Source organism: Pseudomonas sp. PDM32 (assembly GCF_019219225.1).
GTDB lineage: Bacteria > Pseudomonadota > Gammaproteobacteria > Pseudomonadales > Pseudomonadaceae > Aquipseudomonas > Aquipseudomonas laurylsulfatiphila.
The window spans coordinates 143330-161716 of record NZ_JAHUWE010000008.1 but is presented as its reverse complement, the minus strand read 5'-3'; the positions used below and the strand labels follow the sequence as shown (position 1 = coordinate 161716).

Here is an 18387-nt window from a genome sequence, read left to right as displayed (position 1 = left end):
TCGATACAGCGTAGCGAAATCAAGACACCCCCTTCCCTGCCAGCAATCACGGCGCTTGTGTCCGAGGCTTTACCTGCCTGTATTGATTTCCGTACAACGTCAGTCATCGCCAATTTGAAAAACATCTTCAAGCCATTGATTTAAAACAAATTAAGAACCTTGGCACCACCCTTGCTATCACTCCTGCAACCCCGCTCGTCGCCCCGCCACGAGCCTTAAAACAATAAGGAGTTGATATGAGCCAATTGCGTTTTACCGTCGATCACGAATGGTTGCGCCTTGAGAGCAATGGCCTGGTCACCGTCGGCATCACGGCATTTGCCCAGCAGGCGCTGGGGGATGTGGTGTTCGTTCAGGTGCCTGAATTGGGCGCCTTCGGTGCCGGCGCTGAAGTGTCGGTGCTGGAGTCGGTGAAAGCCGCCAGCAGCATCGGCATGCCGCTGGACGGTGAGGTGGTCGAGGTCAACGACACGCTGGAGAGCAGCCCGGAACGGGTCAACGAAGACCCGTTGGGCGAAGGCTGGTTCTTTCGCTTCAAACCGGTCGATGTCGAGGCGCTGGGAGATCTACTGGATCAAGACGCCTACGAACGCCTGACCGCAGAACACGCCGACGCTTGAAGCCCCCCGGGCATTTCCCGAATCCGCAAAAGGACCACACCATGTTCAGCAAACACGACCAGATCAAAGGCTACGACGACGAACTGCTGGCGGCAATGAATGCCGAGGATGCCCGGCAGGAACACCATATCGAACTGATCGCCTCGGAGAACTACACCAGCCAGCGGGTCATGCAGGCCCAGGGCAGCGGCCTGACCAACAAGTACGCCGAAGGGTATCCGGGCAAGCGTTACTACGGCGGCTGCGAGCACGTCGATGTGGTCGAGCAACTGGCCATCGACCGCGCCAAACAGCTGTTCGGCGCCGACTACGCCAACGTCCAGCCGCACTCCGGCAGCCAGGCCAACGCCGCGGTCTATCTGGCGTTGCTGCAAGCGGGCGACACCGTGCTCGGCATGAGCCTGGCCCACGGCGGTCACCTGACCCACGGCGCCAAGGTGAGCTTTTCCGGCAAACTGTACAACGCCGTGCAGTACGGCATCGACACCACCACCGGCCTGATCGATTACGACGAAGTCGAGCGTCTGGCGATCGAGCACCAGCCGAAGATGATCATCGCCGGCTTCTCGGCCTATTCGAAGACCCTGGACTTCCCGCGCTTCCGTCAGATTGCGGACAAGGTCGGCGCCTACTTCTTCGTCGACATGGCCCACGTCGCCGGGCTGGTGGCGACCGGTCTGTACCCGAACCCGCTGCCCTACGCCGACGTGGTTACCACCACCACGCACAAGACCCTGCGCGGCCCCCGTGGCGGTCTGATTCTGGCCAAGGCCAACCCGGAGTTGGAGAAGAAGCTCAACGCCGCGGTGTTCCCCGGCGGTCAGGGTGGCCCGCTGATGCACGTGATCGCGGCCAAGGCCGTGTGCTTCAAGGAAGCGCTGGAGCCGGCATTCAAGACTTATCAGGCGCAGGTGATCCGCAATGCCCAAGCCATGGCACAGGTGTTTATCGAGCGCGGTTATGACGTGGTGTCCGGCGGTACCGACAACCACCTGTTCCTGGTCAGCCTGATCCGCCAGGGCCTGACCGGCAAGGACGCCGACGCCGCCCTCGGGCGTGCCGGCATCACCGTGAACAAGAACGCCGTGCCCAACGATCCGCAATCGCCGTTCGTGACCTCCGGCCTGCGCATCGGTACACCGGCGATCACCAGCCGTGGCTTCAAGGAAGCGCAAAGCATCGCCCTGGCCGGGTGGATCTGCGACATCCTCGATCACCTGGGCGATGCCGATATCGAAGCCAATGTCGCCCGCCAGGCGGCCGCCCTGTGCGCGGACTTCCCGGTCTACCGCGACTGAGCACACAACACAAAACCCTGTGGGAAAAAACCTGTGGGAGCGAGCTTGCTCGCGATGGCGGACTTTCATTCAACATCAATGCTGAATGCAATGGCCTCATCGCGAGCAAGCTCGCTCCCACAGGGTCTCCCACAGGTTCTGTACCCTGTTGCACAAGGAAAGAACCATGAACGCCATTGTCGAATCGACCGGTAACCACCCGGCCAAGGTGGAGGTCGGCACCAAACTGCGCGGCGCGGACAAGGTTGCGCGGATTCCGGTGAAGATCATTCCCACGGATGAATTCCCGCGCAAACCCGACTGGATTCGCGTGCGCATGCCGATCTCTCCCGAAGTCGAGCGGATCAAGCAACTGCTGCGCAAACACAAGCTGCACAGTGTCTGCGAAGAAGCCTCGTGCCCGAACCTCGGCGAATGTTTTTCCGGTGGCACCGCGACCTTCATGATCATGGGCGACATCTGCACCCGGCGCTGTCCGTTCTGCGATGTCGGCCATGGCCGGCCCAGGCCGCTGGACGCTAACGAGCCGATGAACCTGGCCGTGGCCATCGCCGAGCTGCGCCTGAAGTACGTGGTGATCACCTCGGTGGATCGCGACGATTTGCGTGACGGCGGCGCCCAACACTTTGTCGATTGCCTGCGCGAGATCCGCAAGCTGTCCCCCGGCGTGCAGCTGGAGACCCTGGTGCCGGACTATCGCGGACGCATGGACGTGGCCCTGGCGATCACCGCCACTGAGCCGCCGGATGTGTTCAACCACAACCTGGAAACCGTACCGCGCCTGTACAAGGCCGCGCGCCCCGGTTCGGACTTCGAGTGGTCGCTGGACCTGCTGCAGAAGTTCAAGCTCGCCGTGCCCCACGTACCGACCAAATCCGGCCTGATGCTGGGCCTGGGCGAAACCGATGAAGAAGTCATCGAAGTCATGCAGCGCATGCGCGAGCACGACATCGACATGCTGACCCTCGGCCAGTACTTGCAGCCCTCGCGCAGTCACCTGCCGGTGCAGCGCTTCGTGCACCCGGACACCTTTGCCTGGTTCGCCGAGGAAGGTGCGCGCATGGGTTTCAAGAACGTCGCGTCTGGGCCGCTGGTGCGTTCGTCCTATCACGCCGATCAACAACTTCATGGAGGTGCCGGCGGTTTCCAGCCATGATGGAATGACTGGTCATGCATGGAGCCGTTCCCGATGCCGCGTTCACCCTGTCTGTTGTTGCTGTGCCTGAGCCTTGCCACGCCGTGCATGGCCGACGAGCCGAAACCCGGGCACATGCTGTATGTGCGCAGCGTCGACCCGGGCATCGTGCAGGACATCCGTTACGCCAGCGCGCACAATTTCACCGGGCACCCGCTCGACGGCTACCAGGCGGCGGAGTGCCTGCTGTCCGAAGATGCGGCAAAGGCATTGGCCCGAGTGCAAAGCGCACTGAAAGCCGAAGGCTACGGCCTGAAGGTATTCGACTGCTATCGCCCGACCCGCGCGGTGGCGGACATGGGCCGCTTCGCCAGCGAACCCGGCGACCCGCTCAAGACCGAGTTCTATCCACGGGTCGACAAGCAGGACTTCTGGCGCCTGGGGTATGTCGCCCGGGTGTCCAATCACTCCCGGGGCAACACCGTCGACCTGACGATGACCGGCCCCGACGCCCTGCCCGCCGACACCTGGACACCGTCGGTGAAACCGGTGGATTGCACGGCGCCTTATGGTGAGCGCTGGCACGACGGCGCGCTCGACCTGGGCACCGGTTTCGATTGCTTCGATGAGCGCGCGCACACCGATTCGGTGCTGATCAACGCCACGGCCAGGGCCAATCGCCAGCGACTGACCGATGCCATGGCCAAGGAAGGCTTTGTGGGTTATTCGGCCGAATGGTGGCACTTCACGTACAGCGGCAATCCGCCGAAGCCGGACGTCATGGACTTCCCCATCACGCCGTTGGCGCCATGAACAATCTGCTCAAGGCCCTGTTGATGGCGTTTTTTCCGCTGGCCGCCATGGCCCAGGGACTCGACGGCAGCGACCAACTGATCGTGGTCACCAGTAAAGGCTGGAATGACATCCAGGGTACTGCCCAGCGCTATGAACGGCACGGGCAGACCTTGCGCAAATTCGAAGCGCCCTTTGCCGTCGTTCTCGGCAAGAACGGCATGGGCTGGGGCAAGGGCCTGCTTGACCCAGAACAGGAAGGACCGGTCAAACAGGAAGGCGACGGCAAGGCGCCAGCTGGCATGTTCAAGCTGGACACGGCGTTTGGCTACGCGCCTTCGGCCGATACCCGCCTGCCCTATCTGTCGCTGACACCGAGCATCGAATGCGTGGATGACAGCCAATCGACTCGCTACAACGAACTGGTCGACGGCGAGGTCGTCGAAAAGGACTGGAGCAGCTCCGAACGGATGCGCCGCCCGGATGAGTTGTACCGCCAGGGCATTTTCATTCAGCACAACACCCCGGCCTCTCCCGCTGCCGGCTCGTGCATTTTCTTCCACATCTGGCGCGGCCCCACGGCGCCGACCCGTGGCTGTACGGCCATGGACCCGGGGGACATTGCGCGGCTGTTGGATTGGCTGGACCCGGGAAAGTCCCCGGTGCTGGTGCAACTGCCGCAAGCGCAGTACGAGCAGTTGCGTGAGCGCTGGAAACTTCCCCAGCGCTAATCAACGCTGAACCCTGTGGCGAGGGGGCTTGCCCCCTCGCCACAAAAGCCCCTTCACCACAAAAGCTCCCTCGCCACAAATGCGTGTTAAACCCGCTCAGCCACCACAGCACCCATCGACGGCTTGGCCAGCGCGTAATAGATCACTCCCGGCACCAACAACCCGACGATCCAGGAAATGTCCACGCCGCCCAGTTGCGCAACCATCGGCCCGGAGTAGAAATGGGTGTCGACAAAGGGCAACTGAATCAACACGCCGATCACATAGACGCTGATCCCCAGCACGTTCCAGCGACCGTAGCGGCCTGTCGGGTCGGACAGCGCCGGGATGTCATAACGCTCCTTGTTGATGAAGTAGTAGTCCACCAGGTTGATCGCACTCCACGGGGTGAAGAACGTCAGCAGGAACAGAATGAAGTACTTGAACGAATTAAGGAACGAGTACTGCCCGGCCAATGCCAGCGCGGTGGACGCCGCGACGATCAGCAGCACAAACAGCATGCGCTGGCGGGCGCTGATTTCCAGGCGGCGGCGAAAGCCACTGATGATGGTGGCGATGCACATGAAGCTGCCGTAGGCGTTGAGGGTGGACACCGTGACCTTGCCGAAGACAATGCTCAGGTACAGCAAGGAGGCGATCACCCCGCTACTGCCCAGGCCGACAATGGTCGCCACTTCGTGCCCACGGAAATTCGCCCCGGCCAGTGCAGCGGCGAACACCCCGAGCACCATCGAAGCCTGGGCCCCCAGCACCGTGCCGAGACCGACAGCGGCGAAGGTTTTCCATGACGACGTCTTGCTCGGCAGGTAACGCGAGTAGTCCGCCACATAAGGGCCGAAAGCGATCTGCCAGGACGCCGAGAGCGACACCGCCAGCAGGAACGTGCTCCAGCTGAAATGACGGTTGTCGAGCAGCAGGCCGATGTCGTTGAGGGTCATCAACCGGGTGAACAGGTAGGCGAAGGCGATGATGCCCAGCACGCTGGCCACCCGCCCGACCAAGTGAATCACCCGATAGCCGAAGATCGTCAGGAACGCGATGCACGCCGCGAAAATCAGGATGCCGGCGCTGTCGCTGACACTGATCAACTGCGCAATCGCCTGCCCCGACAGCACCGCGCCGGTGGCGCTGAAACCGAGGTACATCAGGCACACCAGGACAATCGGGATCGCCGCGCCATACACCCCGAACTGCACGCGGCTGGAGATCATCTGCGGCAGCCCGAGCTTCGGCCCTTGCGCCGCGTGCAGCGCCACCACGGCGCCGCCGAGCACCTGTCCGATCAGCAAACCGATCAGCGACCAGAACACATCGCCACCCAGTACCACGGCAAGCGCACCGGTGACGATGGCGGTGATTTGCAGGTTGGCGCCAAGCCACAGGGTGAACTGGCTGTAGAGGCTACCGTGACGCTCGGCCTCGGGAATGAAATCGATCGAGCGGGTCTCGATCAGGGGACTGCGTTGCGCACTCATGACGGTGTTTCCTTTGAGGAACTGTTTTTGTTGTCGGGGGTGAATCAAAAGGTCTTGGTGGCACTGGCAACGACCGTGGCCGAGCACAGGTCATCATAGCCATACCAACTGCTGCACTCGCTTTTCGACAAGTCCGTGTCGACGTAGCTCAGGCCCCAGGTCACGCCGACGAAGTCGCGTGTCAGCTTGGCCTCCCACTCGTAGTAAGACTCGCGGTTATCGCCACTGGCGGACCAGAATGCGGGGTCTTTCACATCGTTGCGTCCAAAGCGCAGGTCCAGGCCGACTTCAGCCGGCAGATCGATTTTGTAGCCCAGGTAGGTGTAGAGGGTGTCCTGGTCCTCGCCGAAGAAGTTCGGCGTGTCCTTTGAGTAATAGGCACCGAGCTTGACGCCATACACATCGACAATGGCGTACACCTCACTGAGGTTGAATTCGGAGTTTTTCGGGTAGTCGTACTTGATGTAGCCCAGGTCCAGGCTGATGGCCTCGGTCGCCTGCCAAAAGTAACCCGCGTAGTACTCAAGCTCCTGCCGGGTATCGAAGCCGCCACCGAAATCCACGTTGGAGGTCCAGGCGCCGATGTACAGGCCACTGCTGTGCAGCAGCGTTGCCCCGCCCTGCACGGCCGGATCACCCAGGGTTTGCGAGATGCCACGGGAACGGTAGTCGCTGACGACGCCCAGGGTCATGTCAAGGCTGAAGTCATCGTTGAGGGCCAGGGCTTGGCTGCTCAGGGGGGCCAATGCCAGTGCGGCGAGGGTCAATGCTGAAAGTGCGTTCATACAGTTCTCTTGTTGTTATGGCGTACGGGGAATTTCAGGCATGGCGATGCCAGGCCCCTCGCGCTGCGAGGGGCTGGCGGTTTTTGCGTGTGTCGGGTGTTCGCAGGTCAGGACGCGGGGGCGTAGACCTGCTTGCCGGCGAAGAAGGTGTTCAGGACTTTGGTTTCGAACAGGTCGTCATCGCTGACCTTGAACACGTCGCGGTCGAGGATGATCAGGTCGGCCTGCTTGCCCGGTGCCAGCGAACCGATCTGCTTGTCCAGGCGCAGGGTTTTCGCCGCGTTGAGGGTGTAGGCATAGAACATGGTCTGGCGGTCGATGCTTTCCTTGGCATTGAGTACGCCCAACGGCCCCTTGCGCGTGCTGGCCTGGGCAATGGCGTTGAACGGATTGGCGCTCGACACCGGCCAGTCGCTGCCACCGGCAATCGTTGCACCGGCGTCATGCAGGGACCGCGCGGGATACTGGTAACCGTAGGCAAAGGCGCTGATGTAGGGTTTGACCAGTTCGACGGTGTAGGACTCGCCGGTGGCCCACAGCAGTTGCATCGAGGCGATCACGCCCAGTTGCTTGAAGCGTGGAAACTCCTTGGGATTGACCAGTTGCAGGTGCGCGATGCTGTGCGGCACCGGGGTCGGGCTGAGCTTGCGCGCATAGGCCACGCCATTGAGCGCTTCACGCACCGCGCGGTCGCCGACGGCGTGCATGTGCACGATCCAGCCGCGTTTTTCCGCCGCCACCACCAGTTCACCGAAGTGCGCCGGGTCGGTCAGCAGTTGTCCGTCCTTGTGGCTGTTCTTGTACGGCACGATGACCGCAGCGGTTTGCCCCGGGAACTCGAGGATGCCGTCGACAAAGACCTTGATACCGGGGAACGTCAGGTTGGGCACGCCCTCGAACTGCTTCATCACTGTGGCAATCACTTCCAGGTCGGCGGGTTTGCTCTTCGGGTTGGTGACCATCAGCGCGGCGACGTGGGCACTGAGTTCGCCGTTCTGCGCCAGTTCCTTGTACAGCGGCAGCACGCCGACGCTTTCGGCGGTGGCATGGAAATCGAACATCGAATCTTCGCTACCACCGTTCGCCGCCGCGTCCATCCAGGCGGTGACGCCGAATTGATTGTTGATCTTCACCGCCTCGCGTGCGGCCTTGAGCATGGCCTCCGGGGTGGGCGCCGGAATACCGTTGCGCACCACGTCCCAGCGGGATTCGGCAAAGTAGCCGTTCGGCGTGAAGTCCGCTTCATGGCCGACGTAACTGCGCTCTTTCTCCGGCAGGCTCTTGACCAGTGCCGCGTCGATGTTCAGACGCTTGAGCATCGCGTTGTTGGCCCAACCGGTGTGGCCGTCGATGCCGCTGAAAACGACAGGCTGATCGGCCCAGCGCCCCTGATTGAACACCTTGCCCAGTTCACGGCTTTTTTCCCAATAGGCCGAACTGACCCCGGCGACGCTGATCACATCGCCAGCCCGGGCACGCCCGGCCTTGTCCTCTTCGATCAACCACTGCTCAAGTTCGGGCAGCGGTTTGACTTCGTCCAGCAGGTTGGCCTTCATGCTGTCGAACGCCCCCACCACCGGGTGGCTGTGGGTGTCGATCATGCCTGGCATCAACACCTTGCCCGCCAGGTCGATGCGCTGGGTCCCGGCATCGGCCAGGGCATTGATTTCGGCATCACTGCCGACTTTGAGAATCTTGCCGTCTTGCACCGCAACAGCCTGCACCAGCGCCTGGCCGGGTTCGGCGGTAAAGACCTTGCCGTTGAACAACACCAGGTCAGCGGCGGCCATCGCCTGCACCGACGACAAGGCCAGTGCGGCGGCCAACAGGTTTGGAATCAATCGCATCGGAACGCTCTCTAGTTTTTATTGGGCGGATCGGGAAGTAACGGCCTGGGAAACCACGTTTGGCGCAAGCCCCAGGAACGGCGCCTTGGCCCACACGACCTTGCCGCCGACCAGCGTCAACAGTACGTCATTGCGGCCCAGCGCCTCCTCGGGCACCTGCATGAAGTTCTTGTCGAGCACGATCAGGTCAGCGAACTTGCCGACTTCGACCGAGCCCAGCACCGCCTCCAGCTTCAGCTGTTGGGCGGCATTGAGGGTGATGCTGCGCAGCACTTCGGCTCGCGACATGGCCGGATCGCTGTTGAGCCGCCCGGCATATTTGGGTCCATAGCTGTGCGGATTGGTGGGGTCGCCGGAGCGGGTGACACCGACTTTCAGCGCCAGGAACTCATCGAGGGGATCGACCGGCCAGTCGCTGCCAAACGCCACACGGCCGCCGGCATGGGCGATGCTGCCCGAGGGTTCCATGCGTTCGAATCGCTCGGCACCGAGGTGATCGCTGGTGCCGTCGACCGTGGACGGTGCCTGCTGCGCCCACTGGAACGACATGGTGGCCGTGACGTCCAGTGCCTTGAAGCGTGGGTAGTCGGCAGGATCGACCGACTCGGCGTGCGCGATGGCCGGACGGAAATCGGCACCGGGCAGTTCCTTGCGCACATAGGCGACGCTGTCCAGTGCATCGCGCACCGCGCGTTCGCCGGTGGCGTGCAGGTGCGGATCGAGACCGGCCTTGACCGCTTGCAGCACCAGCGGATTGAGCACCTGCGGCGGGAAGTACAGCTCGCCCAGGTTCTTGCCCGGCGTCCACTTCGGCGCCTGTTCGGTGCCGCTGTTGTGCAGATACGGGGTCAACATGGCGCCGGTGTCCGCCGGGGCATTGATGATGCCGTCCATGAACAGTTTGACGTGGCGCATGCTCACGCCCGGCGCGACACGCACTTCGCCCTGGTCGTAGGTGTTGGCCAGGGCCTTGGCCTCGGCGATGGTTTTCACCGGGTCGGCGGCCGCGGCGGCCGGGTCCAGCTTGATCGCCAGCAAGGCCCTGGCGGTCAGTTCGCCGGTTTTTTGCAGAGTGGTGAAGGCCTTGCCGCTTTCCGGCCCCGACAGGGCATCGAAGAAGCTGGTGATGCCCTGCTGGCGCATGGCGTCGAGGGCCGCACGGGTCTGGTTGAGTTTTTCCGCGTCGGTGGCGGGCGGCACCACGGCGGCCAGAGACTCGGCGGCGCCGTCCTCGCAGATGCCGTTCGGGTTGCCGGCGCTGTCACGTCGGTACTTGCCGTCTTCGGGGTCGGCGGTGCTCTTGTTGATCCCGGCCAGTTCCAGGCCGCGAGAGTTGGTCAGCACGGTGTGAAAATCGGTGGAGCGCACCTGGATCGGACGCTGGGTCTTGAGCGCATCCAGGGTCGATTTGTCGGCGTCGCCGTCAAGCCCGGTCATGCCCATGCGATCCCAACTGCCGACTTCCAGCCAGACATCCGGGCCCTTGTCCTTCTCGGCATCGAGGCAGGCCTGGATGCTCGCCTGAAACTGCGCGCGGGTCATGGTCTGGTATTTCAGGTCGCACAGCGTCATGGCGCGACCGCCATCCCCCGGGTGCATGTGCGCATCGACGAAGCCCGGCATCAGCATGCGCCCGGCCAGGTCGATCAGTTGTGTCTGCTTGCCGATGTAGCCGTCGACCCCGGCATCGCTGCCGACGTAGACGATCTTGCCGCCCGAAATGGCGATGGCCTGCTGCACGGAATTCTGGCCATCGACCGTGTAGACGTAACCATTGCGCATGACCGTGTCGGCGGGTGTCGCCGCCAACGCCATGCCGGAAAATGTCGTGGTCGCCGCAATGGCGACAAAAAGCCTGGAAAGTCTCAAATGCCTCACCCCTGTTCTTATTGTTTTGAAGCGGCCCGAACGGCTGCACAAGCCCTTGCATAGACAGGGCCTACCCTATAGGGCGCAGCGTTCGAATGGACCTCTGCAAATGAGGAGGGGTCAGGCAAATAATTGAAACGGCAGGGATTAATCCCGGCGCACGGACTCCGTCAACGCACCCGGCGAACGCAGGACAGAGCCCAGCTCCACCTTGCTTTTCACACCGAGCTGCAAGTAGCAATTGCGCAGGTAGGTCCGCACGGTAGACGGGCTCAAGGCGAGCATTCTGGCGATTTCCTTGTAGGAGTGGCCAGCGGCGAACAGCATCGCCGCCGTGCGCTCCCGAGGTGCCAGGCCGTCCCCGCCCGAGGGGGCTTCGAGGGACAGGATGACGTGTTCGGCGTTGGGGCTCAGGGTCAGGGCGCAGCGGCCCAGACGGATCACGCAGGGGGCTCTGGACAGTTGCGCGATCACCTCGGGTGGCAGCGTGGAACCGCTCCAGCCGGGCAGTTCGCGCTGGATGGCAACGCACAACCTGGCCCCCACATAGAGCAGACTGCCGTCCATGCGCGCGATGCCAAAATCACTCGCGCCGTTTTCGCTGTCGAAGCGAATCATGTCCTGCACTTGAAACCGCCACAGCTGGAACAGGTGATCGCAGAACGCCAAAAACAGTTCGGCTTCGTTCTCCTCGAACGCCTGTTCATCCTCACCCCGGTAGAGGCAGACGAAAAACATCAGGCCGCTTTCGGGCAATTCGTAGGTGATGCTCATCAAGTGATAGAGATCGAAGCGCCGGGCGAAATCATTGACTGCCTCGCAAGGGTCGGTGAAACCCTTGTCGCGCACCACTTCACCGGGACGATTGAGCGTGGCGTAGGAGAACTGATCGTTGGCCGCCACCGGATGCCATTCGGCGGCAAAGGATTCAGGAAGATTGATGCTGCCATGCATCCAGCTTTGCATGGGCACATCATGACCTGGCGCAGACATTTCGCCCCACCAGGCAGAGGCGAAGGGTACCAGTTGACCGAATGCCTGCAGGCCATCGGCGATGAATCGCGACGCCCCGCTCTCCCGCGCCAGCCGGCCAAGGTGCAGTACGCAATGATTGAACGCCTTGAGCGTGACCATCGTTGCGTCACCGTCGACTTTATTTCCCGCCCCCATCATTGCGATCCCGTTCACTGCATGGCCTTTCGTTTCGACGATGCCATAGGCCCCTGACGGGCGTCCAGCACGCAATGACATCATCGGTTACAAAGTGCTGTGCAACCCGTACAGCTGTGGCCGGCGGTCCTGATGCAGGTCGTTGCGCGCGCTGATGCGCTTGTTGCGCGCTTCGGCGAGGTTCAGCGTCGCCAGCAGGATCTGCTCGCCGCCCTGCTCCGCCGGACCGGCCAAGGGGTAACCGTCGGCATCGACGATGACTGACCCTTGCACCCAGCCGACCCCGCGCTCATGGCCATAGCGATCGCATGCTGCAATGAACAGGCGGTTCACCGAGGCATTGGCCTGCACCCGCAGGACTTCCGCCGGGCGCTCGGTCTGCGGCCGCGGACCGTCGGGCCAGTTGACCGGCGCGCACAACAGATCGGCGCCGGCCAGCGCCGGAAGACGCACCCACTCGGGGAACTCCAGGTCGTAGCAGATCAGCATGCCGAGCCGTCCGTGCAGCGTTTCGACCACCGGCGGCGGCGCATCGCCAGCGGTGAAGATGTCCTTTTCGGCATCCCACAGGTGCGCCTTGCGGTACACCGCGCGCAGGCCATTGGCGTCGATCATCGCAGCGCTGTTGGCCAGTTCATCGCCAGGCAGGCGTTCGCAGAGGCCGCCCACGATCACCAGGTTCAGCTCACGGGCCAGGGCCTGCCACAACTGCAAGGTCGGACCGTCAACGGTTTCCGCCAGGCTCAGCGCTTCATCGCGGTCGGCAAACACATAGCCGCTCTGCACCAGTTCGGGCAACACCACGACCTGCGCCCCCTGAAAGGCCGCTTGGCGAATCGCGCGCTCGGTGAGTGTGCGGTTGTAGGTCAGGTCACCTATTTTCGGTGCCAGTTGGCAACAAGCGACCACGGTATTTTTTGCGTTGTTCAACGCCCTGCCTCCGCAGATGAATGGGTCATGGCGACGATGTCGCTCTCGCTCAGGGCGTCGATCACCCGGCGTTCGGCGGCCAGATCAATCGAGCGGCTGAGCAGGTAATAGGTCAGCCCCGACACCACCAGGCCCACCAGCCAGGCGATGTCCACGCCTTCCAGCACCCGCGCCAGCGGCCCGACAAACACCTCTTTGCCGGCGGCGGCATCGAATATGTAGAAGAACGGCACCATCGCGGCGAAGCCGATCAGGTACGAAACGATGCCGCGAAATTGCCAGGCGCCGTAGATGCCCTTCGGTGTGAAGAAATGCGGGATCGCATAGCGGCCCTTGCGCACGAAGAAGTAGTCCACCAGGTTGACGGCGGTCCACGGCACGAGGAAGTACAGCAACAGCACCAGGAAGGTGTTCAGCAGCGCGATGCCGTCCCCTTTGATCGACAGCACGCAGGTCAACAGAATCACGCTGATCACACTGATCGACAGCACGCGGGCGCGCGGTGTCGGGGTGATTCTCCTGATCGAGTCGACACCAGTCAGCAGCGTCAGCATGGCGCTGTAGGTGTTGAGTGCAATGATCGGCAGAAAACCCGCCACCGAGACGATCACCAGCAGATTGCCCAAACCCGGCACCATGGAAGAACCGACCTGATTCAACGCCACCAGTGCATCCGCTGCTTTCAACTGCTGCGCCAGCCAGGCGCCGAGGCCGATCATCCAGCTGCCGGACAACGAGGCACCGATGAACACCGCCGCGATCAATTTCACCCGGCTGGTGTTTTTCGGCAGGTAACGGGAATAGTCGGACACGTAGGGCGCATAGGAAATGTTGTAGCTGGCACCGATGGCGAACAGCGTGGCGAAGGCCACCCAGTTGAAGCCCAGATCGGTCGCCAGCGTGACACCTTCCTGACCCGCACCGAACATCAGGGCGATGGTCACCAGGGCGTACAGCGGCAAGGTCGCAAGCAAGGCCCACTTGAACGCCTTGTGCATCAGGTCGTGGCCGTAGATCGACAACAGCGCACCGATCAGCACCACGGCCACGGCGACGATGGTCGGGTCGATGCCGAACACATGTTCAAGGCCGTTCATGATCAGCGAGATGTTCACCACGTTGAATCCGACGAACACGAACATGGTCGCCATCAACGCCAGGATCACCCCGCGATAACCGAACTGGGCGCGGGACTGGATCATCTGCGGCAGGCCCATTTCCGGCCCCTGGGAGCCGTGGAACGCCATGAAAATGGTGCCGAACATGATGCCCAGGGCACCGGCGAGCATGGTCCACAGTGCGGACAAGCCGAGGCTCGGGCCGACAAAACCGATGGAGATGGTGAAGAAGTGGAAGTTGCCCAGGAACCAGAACGGTCCCTGGCTGCTGAGTTTGGCGTGACGTTCGTTTTCCGGAATGTAATCGATGGAATGGCCTTCGATGGCCAATCCGCCACTCGCCTCGGCGGCGCGCGCAGAAACTGGGGAACCTGACATACGATTGTTCCTATGCTGGTGTTTGTTGTTTTTGTGGTTACAGCGCTCGCTACGACGTCCAGATCGGGTGAAACTCCAGAAAAAGCTGACGATGACGCTGGTTTCACGGCAATGTAGGGTGTGAGTCCGGGCAATAAAATATCGCAGGCACACTGTTCACATAGATCAGCACCTATGTAATCGACAATCGGGAGCCCTCATGCTGGGAACTGTAACGGAGCTGGATCTGCGTCTGATCCGGGTATTTCTGACCGTCGTCGAGGCCGGCGGCATCTCGGCGGCGCAAACCGCCCTCAACACCACGCAGCCGACGATCAGCGCGCAATTGGCGACGCTGGAAGCGCGGGTCGGTTTTCGCCTGTGCGAGCGCGGGCGTGGCGGGTTTTCCGTCACGCCCAAAGGCACGCAGTTCATCGAGGCGGCCCGACGCTTGCTGGCGGCGGCCGAAGGATTCCGGGTCGAGGTGCAGCACATCAACCGCAAAGTCTCGGGTAGCATCAACATCGGCCTGCTGGGGCAAATCGATCCGGTGGCGAACAAGAAAATCGGCCTGGCCATTGCCCGTTTGCGGGCTCGGCACGAGGGGCTTTACTTCCATTTCACCGAGCTGTCGTCGTCGCTGCTGGAAGAGAAAATCATCAACGGCCATATCGACCTGGCCATTGGTTACTTCTGGCACCGCCTGCCCAGCATCGATTATTTCCCGCTGTTCCCGGAAACCCAGATTGCCTATTGCGCACCCTCGCACCCGCTGTTCGACCAGGTCGGCGCACTGACCCGCGAAGATGTCAGCGGCTTTGACTGGGTCTGGCCGAGCCATCCGCTGCCGGAGATGCCGGCCCCCACCTCCATCGAACGCCTGACCGTGCTCACCGACAGCATGGACGGCGCGGCCCTGTTGATCCTGTCCGGCCAGCACCTGGGGTTTCTGCCGCAGCACTACGCGACCCGGCATGAACAACTGGGGCAACTGCACCCGCTGAACCCGGAGCTGCTGCGCTATGAGGTGAGCTTTCATGCGGCGGTGCGGCATTCATCTCGTCAGAAGGACCTGGTGAGTGCGTTCCTCAACGAGCTGATCGAGATTTTCGGAGCGGTGTAGGGCAGGTGGGAGCTGTGGGTCAGCTGACATCAGCGCTGGCTGTAATGACGCCTTCGCGAGCAGGCTCGCTCCCACAGGGAAATGGGGAGGGTTCAGAAGCGGATTTCTTCCGCCGGGATCACGTCGATCCGCGCCACGGAACCGGTCAGGCGCTTCAGGTCCTTGTTGTGTTCGGCGATGATGTCTTCGGCGGTCTGGTTGCCGTTGTCAACGGTGGAATGTGCGTCGCTCGCCAGCACCACGTCGTAGCCCAGTGTCAGGGCCTGGCGCACGGTGGTATTGATGCAGTAATCGGTTTGCAAACCACAGATGACCAGGCGATCGAATTCTTGCACCGGCAACAGTTTTTGCAGGTGGGTCTTGTAGAACGAATCTGGGGTGGTCTTGCGCACGCGATGATCTGTGGGCAAGGTTTGCAGCCCTTCGGCCAGTTGCCAACCGGCAGCCTTATGCGTCAGCGGGCTGCCCACTTCTTCGTGCTGGATCAGCACCACGGTCACGCCGGCCTTGCGCGCCCGGGCAGACAGGTCATTGATGGTGTCGATGACCCGTCCAATCTCGAAGCACTCATACTCACCGGAACACAAGGCCTGCTGGACGTCGATGATTAACAACGCAGTGGTCATGATTTCCTTCCTTGAACGGTCGATGGTTCAGGGGACGAACATAAGCCCGTCCCCCTCCGGACACAACCCTCAGTAACCCAGCGACAACCCGGTGTTACGCCGTGGGTCGTTCGCCCCGTAGAAACGGTTCTTGCCCACTGGCTTGCCGCCCAGGGACGGCGCACCGACCAGGATCGCCGCCAGGTGGTTGGCGTCCTGTGGACCGGCAAACTTGTGCCCCCAGCTTTCGAGGATCTTCACTGTGTCCGGGCTGGTGGTGAAGGCTTCGAGGTTGGTCTCCTCCGGCAGCCACTGCTGGTGGAAACGCGGTGCATCCACCGCTTCCTGGATGTTCATGCCGTAGTCGATCACGTTGAGCATGGTCAGCAAGGTCGCGGTGATGATGCGGCTGCCACCCGGGGTGCCGACCACCATCACCACTTTGCCGTCCTTGGTGACGATGGTCGGGCTCATGGACGACAGCGGCGCCTTGCCGGGTGCGATGGCGTTGGCCTCGCCCTGCACCAGGCCGTACATGTTCGGCACACCGATTTTCGAGGTGAAATCGTCCATTTCATCGTTGAGGATGACCCCGGTCTTGCTCGCCATCACGCCCGCGCCGAACCAGTCGTTGAGGGTGTAGGTCACCGACACCGCGTTGCCCCACTTGTCGACGATGGAGTAATGCGTGGTGTTGTTGCCTTCATGGGGCGCTACGCCAGGCTTGAGCTCACTCGATACCGCGGCTTTTTGTGGCTTGATCGCTTCGCGCAGCTTGGTCGCGTAGTTTTTATCCAGCAGGTGAGCAATCGGGTTCTTCACGAAATCCGGGTCGCCCAGGTAGCTGTTGCGGTCCACATAGGCGTGGCGCATCGCTTCGATCTGATAGTGCATGCCCTGGGCCGAGTGATAGCCCAGATCCTTCATCGGATAGCCTTCGAGGATGTTCATGATCTCGCAGATCACCACGCCGCCGGAGCTCGGTGGCGGTGCCGAGACCACGTGGTAGCCACGGTAGTCGCACTCGATGGGCGCCAGTTCGCGGGTCTTGTATTTGTCGAGGTCGGCCTGGGTGATGATGCCCTTGTTGGCCTGGCTGGAAGTGACGATGGCGTCGGCCACCCAGCCCTTATAGAACCCGTCGGCGCCTTTCTCGGAGATTTCCCGCAGGGTCTTGCTCAGGTCCTTTTGCACCAGCTTCTGGCCGACCTGCATCGGCTCGCCGTTGCTGAGGAAGATCGAGCCGGAATCCTTGATGTCCTTCTTGAACATGTCGGTGGCGTAGTCCAGCAGATCGACGTCGCCCTGCTCCAGCACGAAACCGTCTTCGGCCAGCTTGATGGCCGGGGCGATGATTTCCTTGCGCGGCTTGGTGCCGTACTTGGACAGCGCCAGTTCCATGCCCGAAACGGTGCCCGGCACACCCACGGCCAGATGGCCACGGGTACTCAGGTCGGGAACGACGTTGCCGTCCTTGTCCAGGTACATGTTGGCGGTGGCGGCCAGCGGCGCTTTTTCACGGAAGTCGAGGAAGGTCTTGCGCCCGTCCGCCAACTGGATGGTCATGAAACCGCCGCCACCGAGGTTGCCTGCCGCGGGGTACACCACCGCCAGCGCATAGCCGACCGCGACCGCTGCGTCGACGGCGTTGCCGCCGTTCTTCAGTACATCCACGCCCACATGGCTGGCCAGGTGCTGGGCCGTGACCACCATGCCATTTTCCCCGGTAGCCGGGGCCACGGAGGCGCCATGGGCGGTCAGGCAGCTGAGCGCCAACGAAGTCGCAATCAGCGATTTGGCAAAAGGTTCGTACTTCATGAGTCGGTCTCTTCTTGTCATTAACCAGGGGAACGTTTCAAAAGCCGTTGCCAAGTATGGTCGGGATTACGGTTTGCGCCTCCCCGTCGAGACAGTATCCTTAACGCTTGTTCAGCAATTTCCCGCGAGCCCTGGCATGACCTATACCTGCATCACCGTGGATTCCCCGGTCGGCCAGTTGAAGCTGGTGGCGAACGGTTCGCGACTGGCAGCCATCCTCTGGGAAAACGACAAACCCGGGCGGGTGCGCCTCGGCCCGATTAGCGAGGCGCCGGACAACCCGATCCTGGTGCGTACCGCCGCGCAGCTGCGCGAATATTTTTCCGGCACCCGCGATCGCTTCGAACTGGAACTGGACTTTGCCGGCACGCAATTTCAGAAAAAGGTCTGGGCGGCGCTGCTGACCATCCCGTTCGGCGAGACCCGCAGCTACAGCCAGATCGCCGAACAGATCGGCAACCCGGCGGCGGTCAGGGCGGTGGGTGCGGCGAATGGCAAGAACCCGATTTCGATCGTGGCGCCGTGCCACCGGGTGATTGGTGCGTCGGGCAAGCTCACCGGGTTTGCCGGTGGGCTGGAGGCGAAGGAGCTGTTGCTCAAACTTGAAGGTTGCGAGTGGCCAGACGCTAGCCGGATGGATGATTTGTTTTAACGGAACACACGTTTTTTTGTGGCGAGGGAGCTTGCTCCCGCTCCAGTGCGCAGCGCTGGCAA

16 protein-coding genes are annotated in these 18387 nt (G+C 62.1%); 7 read left to right on the top strand and 9 right to left on the bottom strand.

Features of this window, described 5'->3' with window-relative positions; all coding sequences use genetic code 11:
- The first annotated feature begins 236 nt into the window (after positions 1 to 236).
- The 5 genes from gcvH (at position 237) to KW846_RS16820 (ending at position 4576) form a co-directional block, all read left to right on the top strand.
- A complete protein-coding gene (gene gcvH, locus KW846_RS16840) occupies positions 237 to 620 on the top strand; it encodes a glycine cleavage system protein GcvH (RefSeq protein WP_218483565.1) in 384 nt (127 codons plus the stop codon).
- 41 nt (positions 621 to 661) lie between these two features.
- A complete protein-coding gene (gene glyA, locus KW846_RS16835; protein ID WP_218483564.1) occupies positions 662 to 1918 on the top strand; it encodes a serine hydroxymethyltransferase in 1257 nt (418 codons plus the stop codon).
- 166 nt (positions 1919 to 2084) lie between these two features.
- Positions 2085 to 3074, top strand: coding sequence for a lipoyl synthase (gene lipA / locus KW846_RS16830; RefSeq protein WP_218483562.1), 990 nt, complete (start codon positions 2085 to 2087; stop codon positions 3072 to 3074).
- Positions 3075 to 3107: 33 nt separating this feature from the next.
- Positions 3108 to 3866 carry a M15 family metallopeptidase gene (locus KW846_RS16825; protein WP_218483560.1) on the top strand — a complete coding sequence of 253 codons (759 nt, stop codon included), beginning with the start codon at positions 3108 to 3110 and terminating at the stop codon, positions 3864 to 3866.
- A complete protein-coding gene (locus KW846_RS16820; protein WP_218483557.1) occupies positions 3863 to 4576 on the top strand; it encodes a L,D-transpeptidase in 714 nt (237 codons plus the stop codon). The genes KW846_RS16825 and KW846_RS16820 overlap by 4 nt, the downstream gene beginning before the upstream one ends.
- An 86-nt stretch (positions 4577 to 4662) precedes the next feature.
- Here the strand turns inward: KW846_RS16820 and KW846_RS16815 are convergent, their stop codons facing one another.
- The 7 genes from KW846_RS16815 to KW846_RS16785 form a co-directional block, all read right to left on the bottom strand.
- The gene (locus KW846_RS16815; protein ID WP_218483555.1) at positions 4663 to 6051 is read right to left on the bottom strand and encodes a cytosine permease; all 1389 of its coding nucleotides are present in this window, start codon (positions 6049 to 6051) and stop codon (positions 4663 to 4665) included.
- Between the two features lie 44 nt (positions 6052 to 6095).
- Entirely contained in the window at positions 6096 to 6836 is a 741-nt protein-coding gene (locus tag KW846_RS16810) for a TorF family putative porin (protein WP_104447753.1), read from the bottom strand.
- Between the two features lie 107 nt (positions 6837 to 6943).
- A complete protein-coding gene (locus KW846_RS16805; protein ID WP_218483553.1) occupies positions 6944 to 8683 on the bottom strand; it encodes an amidohydrolase in 1740 nt (579 codons plus the stop codon).
- An 18-nt stretch (positions 8684 to 8701) separates the two neighbouring features.
- Positions 8702 to 10498 carry an amidohydrolase gene (locus tag KW846_RS16800; protein WP_218483859.1) on the bottom strand — a complete coding sequence of 599 codons (1797 nt, stop codon included), beginning with the start codon at positions 10496 to 10498 and terminating at the stop codon, positions 8702 to 8704.
- A gap of 201 nt (positions 10499 to 10699) precedes the next feature.
- Positions 10700 to 11722, bottom strand: a complete 1023-nt coding sequence (locus KW846_RS16795; protein WP_116581379.1) for a helix-turn-helix transcriptional regulator — start codon at positions 11720 to 11722, stop codon at positions 10700 to 10702.
- A gap of 87 nt (positions 11723 to 11809) precedes the next feature.
- Entirely contained in the window at positions 11810 to 12652 is an 843-nt protein-coding gene (locus KW846_RS16790) for a nitrilase family protein (protein ID WP_218483551.1), read from the bottom strand.
- Complete coding sequence (locus tag KW846_RS16785; RefSeq protein WP_218483549.1) at positions 12649 to 14148, bottom strand: cytosine permease; 1500 nt, start codon at positions 14146 to 14148, stop codon at positions 12649 to 12651. Before KW846_RS16785 ends, KW846_RS16790 begins: the two co-directional genes overlap by 4 nt.
- Before the next feature lie 199 nt (positions 14149 to 14347).
- Here KW846_RS16785 and KW846_RS16780 point away from each other — a divergent pair, with 199 nt between their 5' ends.
- On the top strand, positions 14348 to 15250 hold the full coding sequence (locus KW846_RS16780) for a LysR family transcriptional regulator (protein ID WP_218483547.1): 903 nt from the start codon (positions 14348 to 14350) through the stop codon (positions 15248 to 15250).
- Positions 15251 to 15342: 92 nt separating this feature from the next.
- On the opposite strand, the gene KW846_RS16775 is transcribed toward KW846_RS16780, so the two are convergent.
- Positions 15343 to 15876 (bottom strand): cysteine hydrolase family protein, encoded by a 534-nt coding sequence (locus tag KW846_RS16775; protein WP_218483545.1) that lies wholly within the window; start codon positions 15874 to 15876, stop codon positions 15343 to 15345.
- Positions 15877 to 15945: 69 nt separating this feature from the next.
- Positions 15946 to 17673, bottom strand: a complete 1728-nt coding sequence (gene ggt / locus KW846_RS16770; RefSeq protein ID WP_218483543.1) for a gamma-glutamyltransferase — start codon at positions 17671 to 17673, stop codon at positions 15946 to 15948.
- Positions 17674 to 17809: 136 nt separating this feature from the next.
- On the opposite strand from ggt, the gene KW846_RS16765 reads away from it, so the two are divergent.
- A complete protein-coding gene (locus KW846_RS16765; RefSeq protein ID WP_218483541.1) occupies positions 17810 to 18325 on the top strand; it encodes a methylated-DNA--[protein]-cysteine S-methyltransferase in 516 nt (171 codons plus the stop codon).
- Positions 18326 to 18387 lie beyond the last annotated feature (62 nt).